The sequence below is a fragment of the Lysobacter sp. A289 genome (assembly GCF_054072675.1).
This window is the reverse complement of the sequence record NZ_JBSVRN010000001.1, coordinates 1,960,161-1,975,159: the sequence shown is the minus strand read 5'-3', so window position 1 is coordinate 1,975,159 and position 14,999 is coordinate 1,960,161. Positions and strand designations below refer to the sequence as shown.

Below are 14,999 nucleotides of genomic sequence, written 5' to 3'. Positions count from 1 at the left end.
GCATGCCGCTGGCCGAACTGTTGCCGGACGTCGCCGGTATCGCACCGGACCGGATCATCAGTGGCCTGGTCCAGGACAGCCGGGCGATCAGGCCCGGTGACGCTTTCGTGGCGATCGGCGGCTTCGGCACCCATGGCTTGAAGTTTGTCGAGCAGGCACGGGCGGCCAAGGCCAGCGCGATCCTGTTCGAGCCGCCGGCATCCGAAGCCATTCCGGCGCCCGCCGACGCGATTGCGGTGCCGGGCCTGCGCGCGCGGATGGGCGCGATGGCCGACCGCTTCCACGGCTATCCAAGCGCTGGCATGGACATGGTTGGCGTCACCGGCACCAACGGCAAGACCTCCGTCGTGCAGCTGCTCGCCCAGGCCTGGGAGCTGCTCGGCCGGCGCGGCGCCAGCATCGGCACTCTGGGGGTTGGCATAGGCGGGCGGGTCGTCCCGACCGGCTTCACCACGCCGCTGGTGCTGCAGGTGCATGCGCTGCTGGCCGAACTTCACGACGCCGGTGCGCAGGCGGTGGCGATGGAGGTCAGCTCGCACGCGCTCGACCAGGGCCGCGTGGATGCGGTGCATTTCGACGTAGCGGTGTTCACCAACCTCAGCCGCGACCACCTCGACTATCACGGCGACATGGCGACGTATGGCGCCGCCAAGGCGCTGCTGTTCGCCTGGCCGGGATTGCGCGCCGCGGTGATCAACCTGGACGACGCCCACGGCCGTGCGATGCATGAGGCCCTGGCGCAAGGGCTGCGGGGCATCGGACTGAGTTCACGCGGCAATCCCGACGCGATGGTGCAGGCGCAGGCGTTACAACTGGACAACGCCGGGATTGCATTCGAGCTGGCCATGCGCACGCCGACCGGCGATGAATGCCACCCGGTGCGTTCACCGCTGCTGGGTCGCTTCAACGTCGACAACCTGCTTGCCGTCGCCGGCGCCTTGCTCGCGTTGGGCGAGCAGCCGGCCACCATTGCCGGCACCTTGTCCCGGCTGCAGCCGATCCACGGCCGGATGAACCGGCTCGGTGGCGCGGCCGGTCAGCCCCTGGTGGTGATTGACTACGCCCACACGCCGGACGCGCTGGAGCAGGCGCTGGTCTCGTTGCAGGCCCACGCCGCTGCGCGCCTGGTCTGCGTGTTTGGCTGCGGCGGTGAACGCGACCGCGGCAAGCGGCCGCAGATGGCGGCCATTGCCCAGGCGCACGCCGACGTGGTGATCGTCACCGACGACAATCCGCGCGATGAGGACGGCGATGCGATCGTCGCCGAGATCATGGCCGGTTTCGCCAACCCCGGCTCCGTCATCGTGCAGCGCGACCGCGCCGCGGCGATCGCGCGGGCGGTGGGCGAGGCCGGGCCGGACGACATCGTGCTGGTGGCGGGAAAAGGTCACGAGCCGTACCAGGAAATCGCCGGCGTGCGACACCCTTTCGACGACACACTGGTGGCGCGGGCTGCACTGGAGGATCGCCCATGAAGCGCCTCCAGCTGTCCGATATCGCACGCATGAGCGGGGGCCGGTTGCAGGGCGACGACCTTGCGATCGACGCGATCATCACCGACACCAGGGCGTTGCCGGCGACGGGAGCCAACCTGTTTGTCGCGCTCAAGGGCGAGCACTTCGACGGCCACGATCATCTGGCCGCTGCGGCGTCGAATGCCATCGCCGCGGCGCTGGTATCGCGTCCGGTCGATGTGGCCATCCCGCAGGTGCTGGTCGCCGACACCGAGCGCGCGCTGGGTGAACTGGCGGGTGCCCTGCAACGTGCCCGCAGTACCCGGGTGGTGGCGATCACCGGCAGCAACGGCAAGACCAGCGTCAAGGCCTTGTTGCTGGAGATCCTGAAGCGGGCCGGTTCGACCCATGCCAACCCGGGCAACCACAACAATGAAATCGGCCTGCCTCTGGCGGTGATCGACGCGCCGGACGATGCGCAGTTCGCGATCTACGAAATGGGCGCCGGCAAGCCCGGCGACATCGCCTACCTGGCCGCGATCGCCCGTCCCGACGTCGCCCTGGTCAACAACGTTGCCCCCGCCCATCTGGAGCGGATGGGCAGCCTGCTGGGCGTGGCCGACACCAAGGCGGCGATCTACGATGCGCTGCCACTGGATGGGGTGGCGGTGATCAATGCCGACGATGCTTTTGCACCGTATTTCGCCGAGCGCGCGCACGGGCGCCGGTTGATCCGTTTCGGCCTTGATGCCAGCGCCGATATCAGCGCCCGCGACATTGCGGTGAACGCGGCAGGTTCGCACTTCACCCTGGTCGCCCCCGACGGCGAGGTGGCGATCGCGCTGGCGCTGCACGGACGCCACAACGTGCGCAACGCCTTGGCCGCCGCGTCGCTGGCGATCGGGCTGGGCGTGTCCCTGGAGATGGTCGCGCAGGGCCTGGACGCCGCGGAGCCGGTTGCCGGGCGGCTGGTCACCCACGGCCTGGACAACAACGCGGTGTTGATTGACGACAGCTACAACGCCAACCCCGGCTCATTGGCCGCCGCCATCGACACCCTGGCCGAAGCGCCGGGCGAGGGTTGGCTGGTGCTGGGCGACATGCGTGAGTTGGGCGTCGACGCCGAAGCCATGCACGCCCAGGCCGGACGCCATGCAAGAGCGGCCGGCATCACACGTGTGTTCGCGCTTGGCCAACTGAGTGCCGCGGCAGCGCGCGCATTTGGCGACGGCGGTGACGAGTACCCGAATCACGACGCGCTGGCCACGGCATTGCGGCGCGCGTTGGCGCAGGCCGGCGCGGTGGCCGGAGCGGCAACACCGGCCGCAACGCCGATCCGCGTGCTGGTGAAAGGTTCGCGCGGCAGCGCGATGGACAAAATCGTGACCGCGTTGCTGTCTGGACAACGCCCACAAGGTCCGGAGGACAACATCGATGCTGCTTGAATTGGCACGCTGGCTGGAACAATTGGACAGCCTGTTCGGATTGTTCAATTACCTGACGTTCCGCGGCATCCTGAGCGCGCTCACGGCGTTGGCGCTGTCGTTGTGGTGGGGGCCCGCGGTGATCCGCAAACTGGCCATGTACAAGGGTGGCCAGCCGATCCGCACCGACGGACCCAAGTCGCATTTCTCCAAGGCCGGCACCCCGACCATGGGTGGCGGGCTGATCCTGTTGACCGTGCTGGCCTCGGTGTTGCTGTGGGGCGACTTGCGCAACCGCTATGTCTGGGTGGTGCTGGCGGTGATGGTCGCGTTCGGCGCGATCGGCTGGTACGACGACTGGATGAAGATCGTCAAGCGCGATCCCAACGGCATGAAATCGCGCTGGAAATACCTGCTGCAATCGATCTTCGGACTGGCGGCAGGCGTGTTCCTCTACCTCACCGCCGACGTGCCTGCGGCCACCACGTTCTACATCCCGATGTTCAAGGAACTGGCCTTCCCGATGGGGGTCGGGCTGGTCGTGGTTGCGTACTTCTGGATCGTCGGCTTCTCCAATGCGGTCAACCTGACCGACGGGCTGGACGGTCTGGCGATCATGCCGACCGTGCTGGTCGCCTGTGCACTGGGCGTGTTCGCGTACGTCTCGGGCAACGCGGTGTTCTCCGAGTACCTGCAGATCCCGCCGGTGCCCGGGGCAGGTGAGCTGGTGATCATCTGCGCGGCAATTGCCGGGGCCGGGCTCGGTTTCCTGTGGTTCAACACCTACCCGGCGATGGTGTTCATGGGCGATGTCGGCGCGCTGGCGCTGGGTGCGGTGCTGGGAACGGTCGCGATCATCGTCCGCCAGGAGCTGGTGCTGGTGATCATGGGCGGCGTGTTCGTGATCGAGACGCTGTCGGTGATGATCCAGGTCGCCTCGTTCAAGCTCACCGGCAAGCGCGTGTTCAAGATGGCGCCGATCCACCACCATTTCGAGCTCAAGGGCTGGCCGGAGCCGCGAGTGATCGTGCGCTTCTGGATCATCTCGGTGGTGCTGGTGCTGGTCGGCCTGGCGACGTTGAAGGTGCGCTGATGAACGACACCACGCACCAGGCAACACGCCTCGACGCGATCAATGGTCACTACGACCGTTGGCTGCTGGCGGTGGTGTGCGCGCTTGCGTGCCTGGGCGTGGTGATGGTCGGTTCCAGCTCCATCGCGATCGCGATCGACTACGGCGTTGGCCCGTTCCACTACCTGGTCCGGCACGTTGCCTTCCTCGGGATCGGCGCGGGGCTGGGGCTGTGGCTGATGCGCACCGAGCTGAAGACGGTCGAGAACCTCAATCAATGGCTGCTGCTGGCCTGCTTCGGCTTGCTGGTCGCGGTGTTCATTCCCGGTATCGGCGACGAGGTCAACGGCGCCAGCCGATGGATCAACCTGCGGGTGTCCAGCTTCCAGGCGGTCGAGGCGGTCAAGCTGCTCTACATCATCTGGCTGGCCAGCTATCTCAAGCGTTACAGCGATGAAGTAACCGCCACCTGGACTGCGATGCTGAAGCCGCTTGGCGTGGCGTTGCTGATGGTGGTGCTGTTGATCTTCCAGCCCGACTTTGGCTCGCTCGCGCTGATCCTGGCGATCACCGGCGGCATGCTGGTGCTGGGCGGGGTCAACATGCCGCGGATGTTCGGCCCGGTGCTGGTGTTGCTGCCGGCGCTGGCGGCGGTCGCGATCGCCGAACCCTACCGCGTGCGCCGGCTGACCTCGTTCCTGGATCCGTGGGCGGATCCGTTCAACTCCGGCTACCAACTGACCAACGCCTTGATGGCGGTCGGTCGCGGTGAATGGTTCGGCGTCGGTCTCGGCGGCTCGGTGCAGAAGCTGTCGTACCTGCCCGAAGCGCACACCGATTTCATCCTCGCGGTGATCGGGGAAGAGCTCGGCTTCGTCGGCGTCTGCACGGTGATTGGCCTGTACGCGCTGCTGGTCGGACGGGCGCTGTGGCTGGGTTTGAAGTGCGTGGAAATGCGCCGTCATTTCTCCGGCTACTGCGCCTTCGGCATCGCCTTGTGGATCGGCCTGCAAAGCTTTGTCTCGATCGGCGTCAACCTGGGCCTGTTGCCGACCAAGGGGCTGACGTTACCATTGGTCTCGTCGGGCGGCTCCAGCGTGTTGATGACCTGCGCGGCCATGGGTCTGTTGTTGCGGGTGTCCTACGAGCTCGATCGCGCCGAGCGCCAGGTCGCGCGCCTGCGCGGCGAGAAGTCGAGCGCCGCGACGGCGGACGGTTCCGAGCCGTCGACCGCCAGCCTCCGCGCGCCCGCATCGGTACCGGTTGGGAAAGTCACGGCCAGCACCGCTCGCGGCACCAGCCGCCTACGCGGTCGCGTCGAGCCGACCTTCGGAGGCCTGGCATGAATGCGGCCCTGCAATCACATCCGGTGATGATCCTCGCCGGCGGCACCGGGGGACACATCTTCCCGGGCCTGGCCGTGGCCCGAGAGCTGCTTGATCGCGGTGTGCCGGTGACCTGGCTGGGCGCGGAGGGCGGTATGGAGACGCGCCTGGTGCCGGAGCACGGTATCCAGATCGACACCATCGCGGTGCGCGGTGTCCGCGGCAAGGGACTGCGCACCTTGCTCGGCGCCCCATACAAGGTGGCCGGCGCCGTGCGTGCGGCCGCCGCCGTGCTGCGTGCGCGCAAGCCGCGGGTGGTGATCAGTTTTGGTGGCTACGCGGCCGGTCCGGGTGGTCTGGCCGCCAAGTTGGCCGGCGTGCCGTTGCTGGTGCACGAGCAGAACCGCGCGCCGGGCATGACCAACCGGGTACTGGCCCGGCTGGCCGCGCGCGTGATGACCGGCTTTCCCGATACGTTCGCCAACGAGGTGGTCGTGGGTAATCCGGTGCGCGCCGAGATTGCCGCGGTGGCCGGCCCCGAGCATCGCTTTGCCGGTCGCCAGGGGCCATTGCGGCTGCTGGTGCTGGGCGGCAGCCAGGGCGCGCGTGCCCTCAACAATGCGGTGCCACAGGCGCTGGGCTGGGTTCGCGAGCGGATCCAATTCGAGGTCCGCCACCAGTGCGGAGCGCAGCAACAGACCGATGCCGAGCGCCGGTATGCCGATGCCGGGATCGCCGCCAGCGTCGAGCCGTTCATCGCCGACATGGCCGATGCCTATGGCTGGGCCGACCTGGTGGTATGCCGCGCCGGCGCGCTGACCCTGGCCGAGCTGTGCGCGGTTGGCGTGGGCAGCGTGCTGGTGCCGTTCCCGCAAGCCGTCGACGACCACCAGACCCGCAACGCGCAGTACCTGGTCGACCGCGGCGCGGCGCAACTGCTGCCGCAAGGTCCGGCTGACCTGGCCACGCGCCTGGCGGCCACCCTGCAGGACCTTGCCAATCGCGAGGACCTGTTGCGCCTGGCCCAGGCCGCGCGCGCGCTGGCCCGGCCCGATGCCGCGGCGCGGGTCGCGGACATCGTGCAGCGGCAATCGGATCCCGACTCGAATCATTCCCAACAGGAGCCCGCTGCATGAGCACTACCGTGCGCCGCCGCCTGCAACACAGCGGCGATCTCGCCCAGGCCTTTCCGCGGGTGCATTTCATCGGCATCGGCGGCACCGGCATGAGCGGTATCGCAGAAGTCATGAGCACCCTGGGCTATCAGGTATCAGGATCGGACCAGGCCGACAACGCCGTCACCCGTCGGCTGGCCGGCCTGGGCATCACCGTGCACCGCGGCCATGCCGCCGCCAACGTGCTGGGCACCGATTGCGTGGTGGTCTCCAGCGCGATCAAGGCCGACAACCCGGAACTGCTGGAAGCGCGCGCGCAACGCATCCCGGTGGTGCCGCGTGCGGAGATGCTGGCCGAGTTGATGCGCTTCAAGCGCGGCATCGCCGTCGCTGGCACCCATGGCAAGACCACCACCACCTCGCTGACCGCCAGCGTGCTCGCTGAAGGTGGTATCGACCCGACGTTCGTGATCGGTGGCCAGCTGCTTGCCGCCGGCGCCAACGCCCGGCTGGGCAGCGGCGACTGGCTGGTGGCCGAGGCCGACGAGAGCGACGGCAGCTTCCTGCGCCTGAGCCCGCAGATCGCTGTGGTCACCAACATCGACGCGGATCACCTGGAGAACTACGGCGGCGACTTCGCCAATGTCCAGGCCGCATTCGGCGAGTTCATGCTGAGACTGCCGTTCTATGGACTGGCGGTGTTGTGCATCGATGATCCGGAAGTCGCCGCGCTGGCCGAGCGCACCCCGCGTCACGTGATGACCTACGGCTTGTCCGCCGATGCCGACGTGCGCGCCGAAAACGTCACCCAGCAGGGTGCGCGGATGCACTTCGAGCTGTGCCTGCCCGATGGTGCGCGCTGCCCGGTGACCCTGGCCCTGCCGGGCGAGCACAATGTGCTCAACGCCCTGGCCGCGGCGACAGTGGGCTGGCAGCTGGGCGTCGAACCCAGCGCGATCAGCCGTGCGCTGGAGGGGTTCGCCGGGATTGGCCGGCGCTTCAACCTGCTCTCCCAGACCCCGTTGCCCAAGGGCGGCATGGTCACCGTGGTCGATGACTACGGCCACCATCCCCGGGAGCTGGAGGCGGTGTTTGCCGCGGCCCGCGGCGGCTGGCCGGACAAACGGCTGGTGGTCGCATTCCAGCTGCATCGCCATAGCCGTACCCGCGACCTGTTCGATGAGTTCGCAGCGGTGTTGTCCAGCGTCGATGCGTTGGTGCTGACCGAGGTCTACGCCGCCGGCGAGCAGCCGATTGCCGGTGCCGACGAGAAGGCGCTGGCGCGAGCGATCCGTGCACGCGGCCGGGTTGATCCGGTGGTGGTGGGCGCCGCACACGAACTGCCTGGGGTGCTGGGCGACGTACTCGAGGACGGCGACCTGCTGCTGCTGATGGGTGCTGGCGACATCGGCCAGGCTGCCCAGCAGATCGCGATCCACGGGTTTATCAACGCCGAGCCCGCCGATGCAAAGGAGGGCCAGCCATGAGTACTGCATTGCCCCCGCCGCGGGTAACCAACCCGGTCGGCTTTGGCCGCGTCGCGGTCCTGATGGGCGGCACCAGTGCCGAGCGCGAGGTATCGCTGGATTCGGGTCGCAACGTACTGGAAGCCCTGCAGGCGCGCGGCGTCAACGCGTTCGCGATCGACGGCATCCCGGCACTGGTCGACGCGGTGCGCAACGGCCGGGTCGACCGGGTATTCAACATCCTGCACGGCAACAAGGGCGGTGGCGAGGATGGCGTATTGCAGGGACTGCTGGAGGCGCTTGGCGTGCCTTGCACCGGCTCCGGCGTGCTCGGCTCGGCGTTGAGCATGGACAAGATCCGCACCAAGCAGGTTTGGCTCAGCGTCGGGCTGCCCACGCCGCGCTACCAGTGCCTGGCCGAAGGTGCCGGACGTAGCCGCGAGGACGTGCATCGCGCGGCGCGCGAGCTGGGCCTGCCGGTGATCATCAAGCCGTCCAGCGAGGGCTCCAGCGTCGGCATCTCGCGCGTGCTGGACGAAGCCGGCCTGGACGAGGCGGTGGAGCTGGCGGCGCGCTATCCGGGCGAGTTGCTGATGGAGCAGATGGTGGTCGGCGACGAGCTGACGGTCGGCATCCTTGGCCACGGCAGTACCCATTACGCGCTGCCGTCGATCCGCATCGTGCCCAGGGGCGAGTGGTACGACTACAACGCCAAGTACGTGGCCGATGACACCCAGTATCTGTGTCCCGGCCTGGAGGGCGATGCCGAAGACGAGATCCGCCGGATTGCACTGGCCGCCTTCGAAGCCGCCGGGTGTCAGGGCTGGGGACGGGTGGATGTCATGCGCGATCGCAGCACCGGCGCGTTCCACCTGCTGGAAGTGAATACCGCGCCGGGGATGACCAGCCACTCGCTGGTGCCCAAGGCGGCCGGCCAGGTCGGGATCGACTTCGAAGAGCTGTGCTGGCGCGTGCTGGAGTCATCGATGCAGGAGGGCTCGCACCGGTGAATGCGCTGCTGCGCCTGCTGGGTTGGCTGCTCGCGGTAGCACTGGTAGTGCTGCCGGTTGCGGCCGTGCTCAACGGCTGGGTGGGCGCGGACCAGTGGCCGTTGACCAAGTTGCGCGCGACCGGCCAGTTCGAACGCGTGGACGAGGCGCTGCTACGCCAGACCGTGCTGCCGTATGCACGCCAGGGATTCTTCGCCGTGCGTCTTGATGATGCGCGCGCCGCGATTGCCGCGCTGCCGTGGGTCGAGCACGCCGAGGTTCGCAAGCGTTGGCCGGACGTACTGGAAGTGCAGGTGATCGAGCACGTGCCGTATGCGCGATGGGGCGAGGACCAACTGCTGTCCGAGCATGGCCGGTTGTTCCCGGCCGCAGGCATCGAGATACCCGAAGGCCTGCCGCAACTGGATGGCCCCGAGTCCCGGATCAAGGACGTGGTGGCGCTCTACAACGAGTCGCGCAGCTTGTTCAGCCCGATCGGGCTGGACGTCCGGGTGGTCCTGCTGGATCCGCGCGGCAGTTGGACCCTGGGTCTGGGCAACGGAGCCCAGGTGGTGCTCGGGCGCAATCAGGCCCATGCCCGGATCGAACGCTTCGTGCGCCTGATGCCACAGCTGCTCGGGCAACAGGAGCAGGCGCTGGTCCGCGCCGACCTTCGTTACACCAATGGCTTCGCATTGACCTGGGCCGCGAGCAACCAACCAACCCCGCGCGACCCGGCCGCGGACAAGCAGGGAAACACATGAATCGCAAGGGTGACAAATCATTGATCGTCGGCCTCGACATCGGCACCTCCAAGGTGGTCGCGCTGGTGGGCGAGTACACCCCCGGATACAGCGGGCCGGACAACCCAATTGAGGTGATCGGGATCGGCTCGCACGAATCGCGCGGGCTGCGCCGCGGCGTGGTGGTCGATATCGAGTCGACCGTACAGTCGATCCAGCGCGCGATCGAGGAAGCCGAGCTGATGGCCGGCTGCGAGATCCGCTCGGTGTACGCATCGATCTCCGGCAGCCACGTGCAATGCCGCAATTCGCAGGGCATCGCGCCGATCCGTGACGGTGAAGTCACCTTCGGCGACCTGGACCGGGTGCTGGAAGCCGCCAAGGCGGTCGCAATCCCGGCCGACCAGCGGATCCTGCATGCGATCCCGCGTGACTATGTGCTCGACGATTCGCAGGAAGGCATCCGCAACCCGGTCGGCATGACCGGTGTGCGCCTGGAGGTGCACGCCCACCTGGTGGTCTGCGCGCAATCGGCCGCGGCCAACGTCAGCAAGTGCGTGCAGCGCTGCGGCCTGCAGGTGGACAACCTGATCCTGGGCGTACTGGCCTCCAGCAACGCGGTGCTGACCAGTGACGAGCGCGAGCTTGGCGTGGTGCTGGTCGACATCGGCGCCGGCACCACCGACATCGCGGTGTTCGTGCAGGGGGCGATCGCCCACTCGGCCAGCCTCGGCATCGCCGGCGACAAGGTCACCGAAGACATCGCCCACATGCTGCGCACACCGACCCCGGATGCGGAGCAGATCAAGGTTCGCTACGCCTGCGCGCTGGCCCAGATGGCCACGGCCGAGGAGTCGATCCAGGTGCCGTCGGTGGGCGACCGCCCGCCGCGCCGGATGCCGCGGGCGTCGCTGGCCCAGGCGGTGCAGGCGCGCTACGAGGAAATCTTCGAGATGGTCCAGGCCGAACTGCGCCGCAGCGGCTTCGAGCAGCACGTCCGGGCCGGCATGGTCCTGACCGGCGGCGCCGCAAAGATGGAAGGCGTGGTCGAGCTGGCCGAGGAAATGCTGCAGATGCCGGTTCGCGTCGGCATCCCGCAACACGTCACCGGCCTGGGCGAGGTGGTGGGCAATCCCGTCCATGCCACCGGCGTCGGCCTGCTGCTGATGGGCAGCCAGATCGAAAACCCGCGCCGGCCGGTGATCAATACCGGCCGGGCCGGATCCATTTTCAACAAGCTCAAGGACTGGTATCGCGGCCAGTTCTGAGTCCCCAGGCAAGACGCAACACCACGCGACACCCAGCACTACATAACTAGACATACGAGGACACGGACATGGCGCACTTTGAACTGGTAGAAAACATGGCCCCCAATGCGATCATCAAGGTGATCGGCGTCGGGGGTGGCGGCGGCAACGCGGTTGCACACATGGTCAGCAACAACGTCGATGGGGTGGAGTTCATCACCGCCAACACCGACTCGCAGGCAATCAAGAACTGCGGTGCGAAGTTGCAGCTGCAACTTGGCACCAACGTCACCAAGGGCCTGGGCGCAGGCGCGAACCCGGAGGTCGGTCGCCAGGCCGCCCTGGAAGACCGTGAGCGGCTGATGGACGCGATGGAGGGCGCCGACATGGTGTTCATCACCGCCGGCATGGGTGGCGGCACCGGCACCGGCGCGGCCCCCGTGGTCGCACAACTGGCCAAGGAGATGGGCATCCTGACCGTCGCGGTGGTGACCAAGCCGTTCCCGTTTGAAGGCCGCCGACGCATGCAGGTCGCGCTCAAGGGCATCGAGGAACTCAGCCATCATGTCGACTCGTTGATCACCATCCCCAACGAGAAGCTGATCACCGTACTGGGCCGCAACGCGACCATGATCCAGGCCTTCCGCGCCGCCAACGACGTGCTGTTGGGCGCCGTGCAGGGCATCGCCGACCTGATCGTGCGTCCCGGCCTGATCAACGTCGACTTCGCCGACGTCCGCACCGTGATGTCGGAGATGGGCTTGGCGATGATGGGCAGCGGCTCCGCCCGCGGCGACGACCGTGCGCAGGCGGCAGCCGAAGCGGCGGTGCAGAACCCGCTGCTGGACGACATCAACCTGTCGGGCGCCAACGGCATCCTGGTCAACATCACCGCCGGCCCGGACTTCACCATGGCCGAGTTCGATGAAGTCGGCCGTACCGTAGAGGCGTTTGCGTCCGAGGATGCGACCGTGGTCATCGGCACCGTGCTGGATCCGGACATGCAGGACGAGGTCCGTGTCACCGTGGTCGCGACCGGCCTGAACCGCGCCGTCGTGCGCCAGGCTCGTCCGGGCGAGGGCAACCGTCCGCCGATCCAACTGGTACGCAACGGCAGTACCGGCGAGCCGGAGTTTCCGATGGACGACGCGATCGCCCCGGCGATGCCGAGTTTCGGCGGCAGTTTGCGCGGTAGCAGCAGCGCCGCCCCGTCCGAGATGCCGTCTTCGGCTCCGGCCGCGGCGGAATTCGGCAACGACACCAACTATCTGGATATCCCGGCATTCCTGCGTCGGCAGGCAGATTGATCACGTTGATTGATCGGGCCTGCTGACCCGAAAAGTAACGCCAATGTCCAGTTCGATTGGTTCCGTGGCTTGATTGCGCGGGACGTTTGGACCGGTCACCTGCCCGATGGGCGGTGACCGGTCATTTTCCTCGGCCGGCTCCTCGGCCAGCCCAGCCCCCGGATTGACCGGAGGTAGCGGGACTGCGTGTTAATCTTGCGCGCTGCAATAATTCCGTCACAAGGCCTGCCCTATACCCATGCTGCGTCAGCGCACCCTCAAGAACGTCACCCGCGCTACCGGTGTGGGCCTACATAGCGGCGAGAAGGTCTTCCTGACCTTGCGCCCGGCCCCGGTTGATGCCGGGATCATATTTCGTCGTATCGACCTGGATCCGGTGGTCGAGATCCCCGCGCGCGCCGATCTGGTCACCGAGACCACCCTGTGCACCGGACTCAGTCTTGGCCCGGCCAACGTGCAGACGGTCGAGCACCTGATGTCCGCGCTGGCGGGCCTGGGCATCGACAACGCCTACATCGACCTGTCGGCACCGGAAGTGCCGATCATGGACGGCTCGGCCGGTCCGTTCGTCTTCCTGTTGCAGTCCGCCGGCATTGCCGAGCAGGACGCGGCCAAGCGGTTCATCCGCATCAAGCACCCGGTCGAGGTGCGTGATGGCGACAAGACCGCCCGGTTCGAACCCTATGAGGGCTTCCGGGTCGGCTTTACCGTGGAGTTCCGCCACCCGGCAATCCCCGATTCGCAGTCGCGTGCGCAAGTCGAGTTCTCCACCAGCAACTACATCAAGGAAGTCAGCCGCGCCCGCACCTTTGGCTTCATGACCGACCTGGAATACATGCGCGAGCGCAACCTCGGGCTGGGCGGTTCGATGGACAACGCCATCGTGCTGGATGAGTTCCGGGTCCTCAACGAGGACGGGCTGCGCTACGCCGACGAATTTGTCCGCCACAAGATCCTTGATGCCATTGGTGACCTGTACCTGGCGGGCCATGCGGTCATCGGGGCCTATGAGGGCTTCAAGTCTGGCCATGCGCTGAACAACAAGCTGGTGCGCGCCTTGCTGGCTGAACAAGCCGCCTGGGAGATCGTCAGCTACCCCGGCGCTGAGGAACCAGAGGCCGTATCGGTGGCCTACGGCATTCCGTCGCTGGTGTGATCGCACTACCTCGCAAGGCTTCCGCCCTCCGGGGCGGGATGGAGCGACGTCGCTTGTTTGATGGTGATGGTGACCTGCGCGCCGCCGCGAGTGCGCTGTGAGCGTCGTCACGGAAGTGAACCCATGACGTCGAAATAACGACTTATATACAAATCATTTCCTAACCCTTAACAAATCGGGGGTATCGGAGCTTTAGCATGCGACGTCGATGCTCACTTGATCTTCACGGCATACAACATGCCAGCGGGAACAAGTGCTCATCCGGCGTCGTCGGGTTCGTCCGGATTGGAAGGCTTCAACGACGCCAGCGCGGCCTGCAACGCTTGGTGTGCAGCGGCGGACATGGTGACCGGTTTCCGGGGCGCTGGTTGGGGGGGCGCACTGGATACGAGGCTCGTCTTGATGGCGAACTCGGTCACACCCAGCCCAATTGATCGGGCGCCCGCCAACAGTTCCGGAGCAAGTAGACGCAATTTCGTCCGCCACACCGGGGAGTCAACCAAATACACGAGCCTGCCGCGCTCGTAATTCGCCAGTCGCGCATGCGCGGCAAGCGGGGGCGGCAGGAGGGGGCGTAAACGACGGTCCAGCTCGTCGAGCCAGAGGGCACGACGAATCGGGTCGCCAGCCGGCTCTGCCAGCAGCGCATCGAGCGCTGCAACAGGAGTCGATGGACGACGCGGCGGGTTGGATCGGGAATCAGACATTGGACCTATGACCTATCAAGACATCGTAAACAAATCGCGTGGCAGGTGGGCGTCAATGGCGCAACGCCTGCTGGACGGCGTGACCCGACAGGCGTTGCAACGCCCCGGCCCGAGCGCCGCGTTGCTGCTGGGCGGTGGCCTGGCGCTGGGCATTGGTGCCGGGGTTGCCGGGAACCTGTCGCTGCGTCACCAGGTGGACTCCCAGCAGGCGCAATTGCAGACCACTCAGGCCGAGGCGCAACGCGAAATCAACGCGCTGGCGGCCCGTCTGGGCGAACTGCAGGCCGAAGCCAACCGGCTCAATGCCCTGGGTGAGCGCCTGACCCGCATCGGTCAATTGCAGGATGGCGAGTTCAACTTCAACAAGCCGGTGGGTATTGGTGGCGGCGGCATCGTCCAGGACATGCCCAAGAGCGAGCTCAACCAGGGATTGGTTGAGCTGGGCGCGCAGTTCCAGGCCTCCGGTGAGCAGCTGTCGGTACTGGAGTCGCTGCTGTTCAACCGCCAACTGGACATGAACTCGGTGCCTTCGGGCGAGCCGATCGACAGTTACATCACCTCCAACTTCGGCTATCGGGCCGACCCGATCCGTGGCGGCCGCGCGCTCCATAAGGGCATTGACTTCGAAGCCAATGTCGGCGATCCGGTGATAGCCGTGGCCGATGGCGTGATCAGCTTCTCCGGTCGCCGCTCCGGCTACGGCAACACCGTGGAGATCGACCACGGCAACGGCTACGTGACCCGCTATGCCCACAACTCCAAGCTGAGTCTCAAGGTGGGTGCGCTGGTTCGCGCCGGGCAGCAAGTCGCCAAGGCCGGTTCCACCGGGCGCTCCACCGGGGCCCACGTGCACTTCGAGGTCTGGCAGGACGGCCGGGTGGTCAACCCCAAGAAGTTTCTCGCCCAGCGTTCTCCGCTGCGGGGCTGAGATCGCCATTGGCCCCTTGATAGGCGTCTGCGCGCCCCCACGCTAGAATAGGCTTTGCCATGACAG

13 protein-coding genes are annotated in these 14,999 nt (G+C 66.9%); 12 read left to right on the top strand and 1 reads right to left on the bottom strand.

Going from position 1 to position 14,999, the window contains the following annotated elements; genetic code table 11:
* Positions 1-2: 2 nt before the first annotated feature.
* The 11 genes from ACW5DN_RS09135 (at position 3) to lpxC (ending at position 13,298) form a co-directional block, all read left to right on the top strand.
* Complete coding sequence (locus ACW5DN_RS09135) at positions 3-1,475, top strand: UDP-N-acetylmuramoyl-L-alanyl-D-glutamate--2,6-diaminopimelate ligase (protein WP_456963014.1); 1,473 nt, start codon at positions 3-5, stop codon at positions 1,473-1,475.
* The gene (locus ACW5DN_RS09130) at positions 1,472-2,899 is read left to right on the top strand and encodes a UDP-N-acetylmuramoyl-tripeptide--D-alanyl-D-alanine ligase (protein WP_456962376.1); all 1,428 of its coding nucleotides are present in this window, start codon (positions 1,472-1,474) and stop codon (positions 2,897-2,899) included. Before ACW5DN_RS09135 ends, ACW5DN_RS09130 begins: the two co-directional genes overlap by 4 nt.
* Positions 2,889-3,971, top strand: coding sequence for a phospho-N-acetylmuramoyl-pentapeptide-transferase (gene mraY / locus ACW5DN_RS09125; RefSeq protein WP_456962375.1), 1,083 nt, complete (start codon positions 2,889-2,891; stop codon positions 3,969-3,971). Before ACW5DN_RS09130 ends, mraY begins: the two co-directional genes overlap by 11 nt.
* Entirely contained in the window at positions 3,971-5,296 is a 1,326-nt protein-coding gene (ftsW, locus tag ACW5DN_RS09120) for a putative lipid II flippase FtsW (RefSeq protein ID WP_456962374.1), read from the top strand. Before mraY ends, ftsW begins: the two co-directional genes overlap by 1 nt.
* On the top strand, positions 5,293-6,411 hold the full coding sequence (murG, locus tag ACW5DN_RS09115; protein WP_456962373.1) for an undecaprenyldiphospho-muramoylpentapeptide beta-N-acetylglucosaminyltransferase: 1,119 nt from the start codon (positions 5,293-5,295) through the stop codon (positions 6,409-6,411). The genes ftsW and murG overlap by 4 nt, the downstream gene beginning before the upstream one ends.
* Before the next feature lie 8 nt (positions 6,412-6,419).
* Positions 6,420-7,877 (top strand): UDP-N-acetylmuramate--L-alanine ligase, encoded by a 1,458-nt coding sequence (murC, locus tag ACW5DN_RS09110; RefSeq protein WP_456963013.1) that lies wholly within the window; start codon positions 6,420-6,422, stop codon positions 7,875-7,877.
* Positions 7,874-8,866, top strand: coding sequence for a D-alanine--D-alanine ligase (locus ACW5DN_RS09105; RefSeq protein WP_456962372.1), 993 nt, complete (start codon positions 7,874-7,876; stop codon positions 8,864-8,866). The genes murC and ACW5DN_RS09105 overlap by 4 nt, the downstream gene beginning before the upstream one ends.
* Positions 8,863-9,609 carry a cell division protein FtsQ/DivIB gene (locus ACW5DN_RS09100; protein ID WP_456962371.1) on the top strand — a complete coding sequence of 249 codons (747 nt, stop codon included), beginning with the start codon at positions 8,863-8,865 and terminating at the stop codon, positions 9,607-9,609. The genes ACW5DN_RS09105 and ACW5DN_RS09100 overlap by 4 nt, the downstream gene beginning before the upstream one ends.
* Complete coding sequence (ftsA, locus tag ACW5DN_RS09095; RefSeq protein WP_456962370.1) at positions 9,606-10,856, top strand: cell division protein FtsA; 1,251 nt, start codon at positions 9,606-9,608, stop codon at positions 10,854-10,856. The genes ACW5DN_RS09100 and ftsA overlap by 4 nt, the downstream gene beginning before the upstream one ends.
* A gap of 68 nt (positions 10,857-10,924) precedes the next feature.
* On the top strand, positions 10,925-12,142 hold the full coding sequence (ftsZ, locus tag ACW5DN_RS09090) for a cell division protein FtsZ (protein WP_456962369.1): 1,218 nt from the start codon (positions 10,925-10,927) through the stop codon (positions 12,140-12,142).
* Between the two features lie 238 nt (positions 12,143-12,380).
* Positions 12,381-13,298 carry a UDP-3-O-acyl-N-acetylglucosamine deacetylase gene (lpxC, locus tag ACW5DN_RS09085; RefSeq protein ID WP_456962368.1) on the top strand — a complete coding sequence of 306 codons (918 nt, stop codon included), beginning with the start codon at positions 12,381-12,383 and terminating at the stop codon, positions 13,296-13,298.
* 257 nt (positions 13,299-13,555) lie between these two features.
* On the opposite strand, the gene ACW5DN_RS09080 is transcribed toward lpxC, so the two are convergent.
* On the bottom strand, positions 13,556-14,005 hold the full coding sequence (locus ACW5DN_RS09080; protein ID WP_456962367.1) for a DciA family protein: 450 nt from the start codon (positions 14,003-14,005) through the stop codon (positions 13,556-13,558).
* A 7-nt stretch (positions 14,006-14,012) separates the two neighbouring features.
* Between ACW5DN_RS09080 and ACW5DN_RS09075 the strand changes: the two genes are divergently transcribed.
* Positions 14,013-14,933 carry a M23 family metallopeptidase gene (locus tag ACW5DN_RS09075; protein ID WP_456962366.1) on the top strand — a complete coding sequence of 307 codons (921 nt, stop codon included), beginning with the start codon at positions 14,013-14,015 and terminating at the stop codon, positions 14,931-14,933.
* The last annotated feature ends 66 nt before the right edge of the window (positions 14,934-14,999 follow it).

Bases quoted from the DNA above. Each gene is read 5' to 3' on its own strand.
- ftsZ (WP_456962369.1), top strand. From the start codon at position 10,925: ATGGCGCACTTTGAACTGGTAGAAAACATGGCCCCCAATGCGATCATC.
- ACW5DN_RS09080 (WP_456962367.1), bottom strand. From the start codon at position 14,005: ATGTCTGATTCCCGATCCAACCCGCCGCGTCGTCCATCGACTCCTGTT.
- ftsA (WP_456962370.1), top strand. From the start codon at position 9,606: ATGAATCGCAAGGGTGACAAATCATTGATCGTCGGCCTCGACATCGGC.
- murG (WP_456962373.1), top strand. From the start codon at position 5,293: ATGAATGCGGCCCTGCAATCACATCCGGTGATGATCCTCGCCGGCGGC.
- ACW5DN_RS09135 (WP_456963014.1), top strand. From the start codon at position 3: ATGCCGCTGGCCGAACTGTTGCCGGACGTCGCCGGTATCGCACCGGAC.
- mraY (WP_456962375.1), top strand. From the start codon at position 2,889: ATGCTGCTTGAATTGGCACGCTGGCTGGAACAATTGGACAGCCTGTTC.
- lpxC (WP_456962368.1), top strand. From the start codon at position 12,381: ATGCTGCGTCAGCGCACCCTCAAGAACGTCACCCGCGCTACCGGTGTG.
- ACW5DN_RS09075 (WP_456962366.1), top strand. From the start codon at position 14,013: ATGACCTATCAAGACATCGTAAACAAATCGCGTGGCAGGTGGGCGTCA.
- ACW5DN_RS09130 (WP_456962376.1), top strand. From the start codon at position 1,472: ATGAAGCGCCTCCAGCTGTCCGATATCGCACGCATGAGCGGGGGCCGG.
- ACW5DN_RS09105 (WP_456962372.1), top strand. From the start codon at position 7,874: ATGAGTACTGCATTGCCCCCGCCGCGGGTAACCAACCCGGTCGGCTTT.
- ftsW (WP_456962374.1), top strand. From the start codon at position 3,971: ATGAACGACACCACGCACCAGGCAACACGCCTCGACGCGATCAATGGT.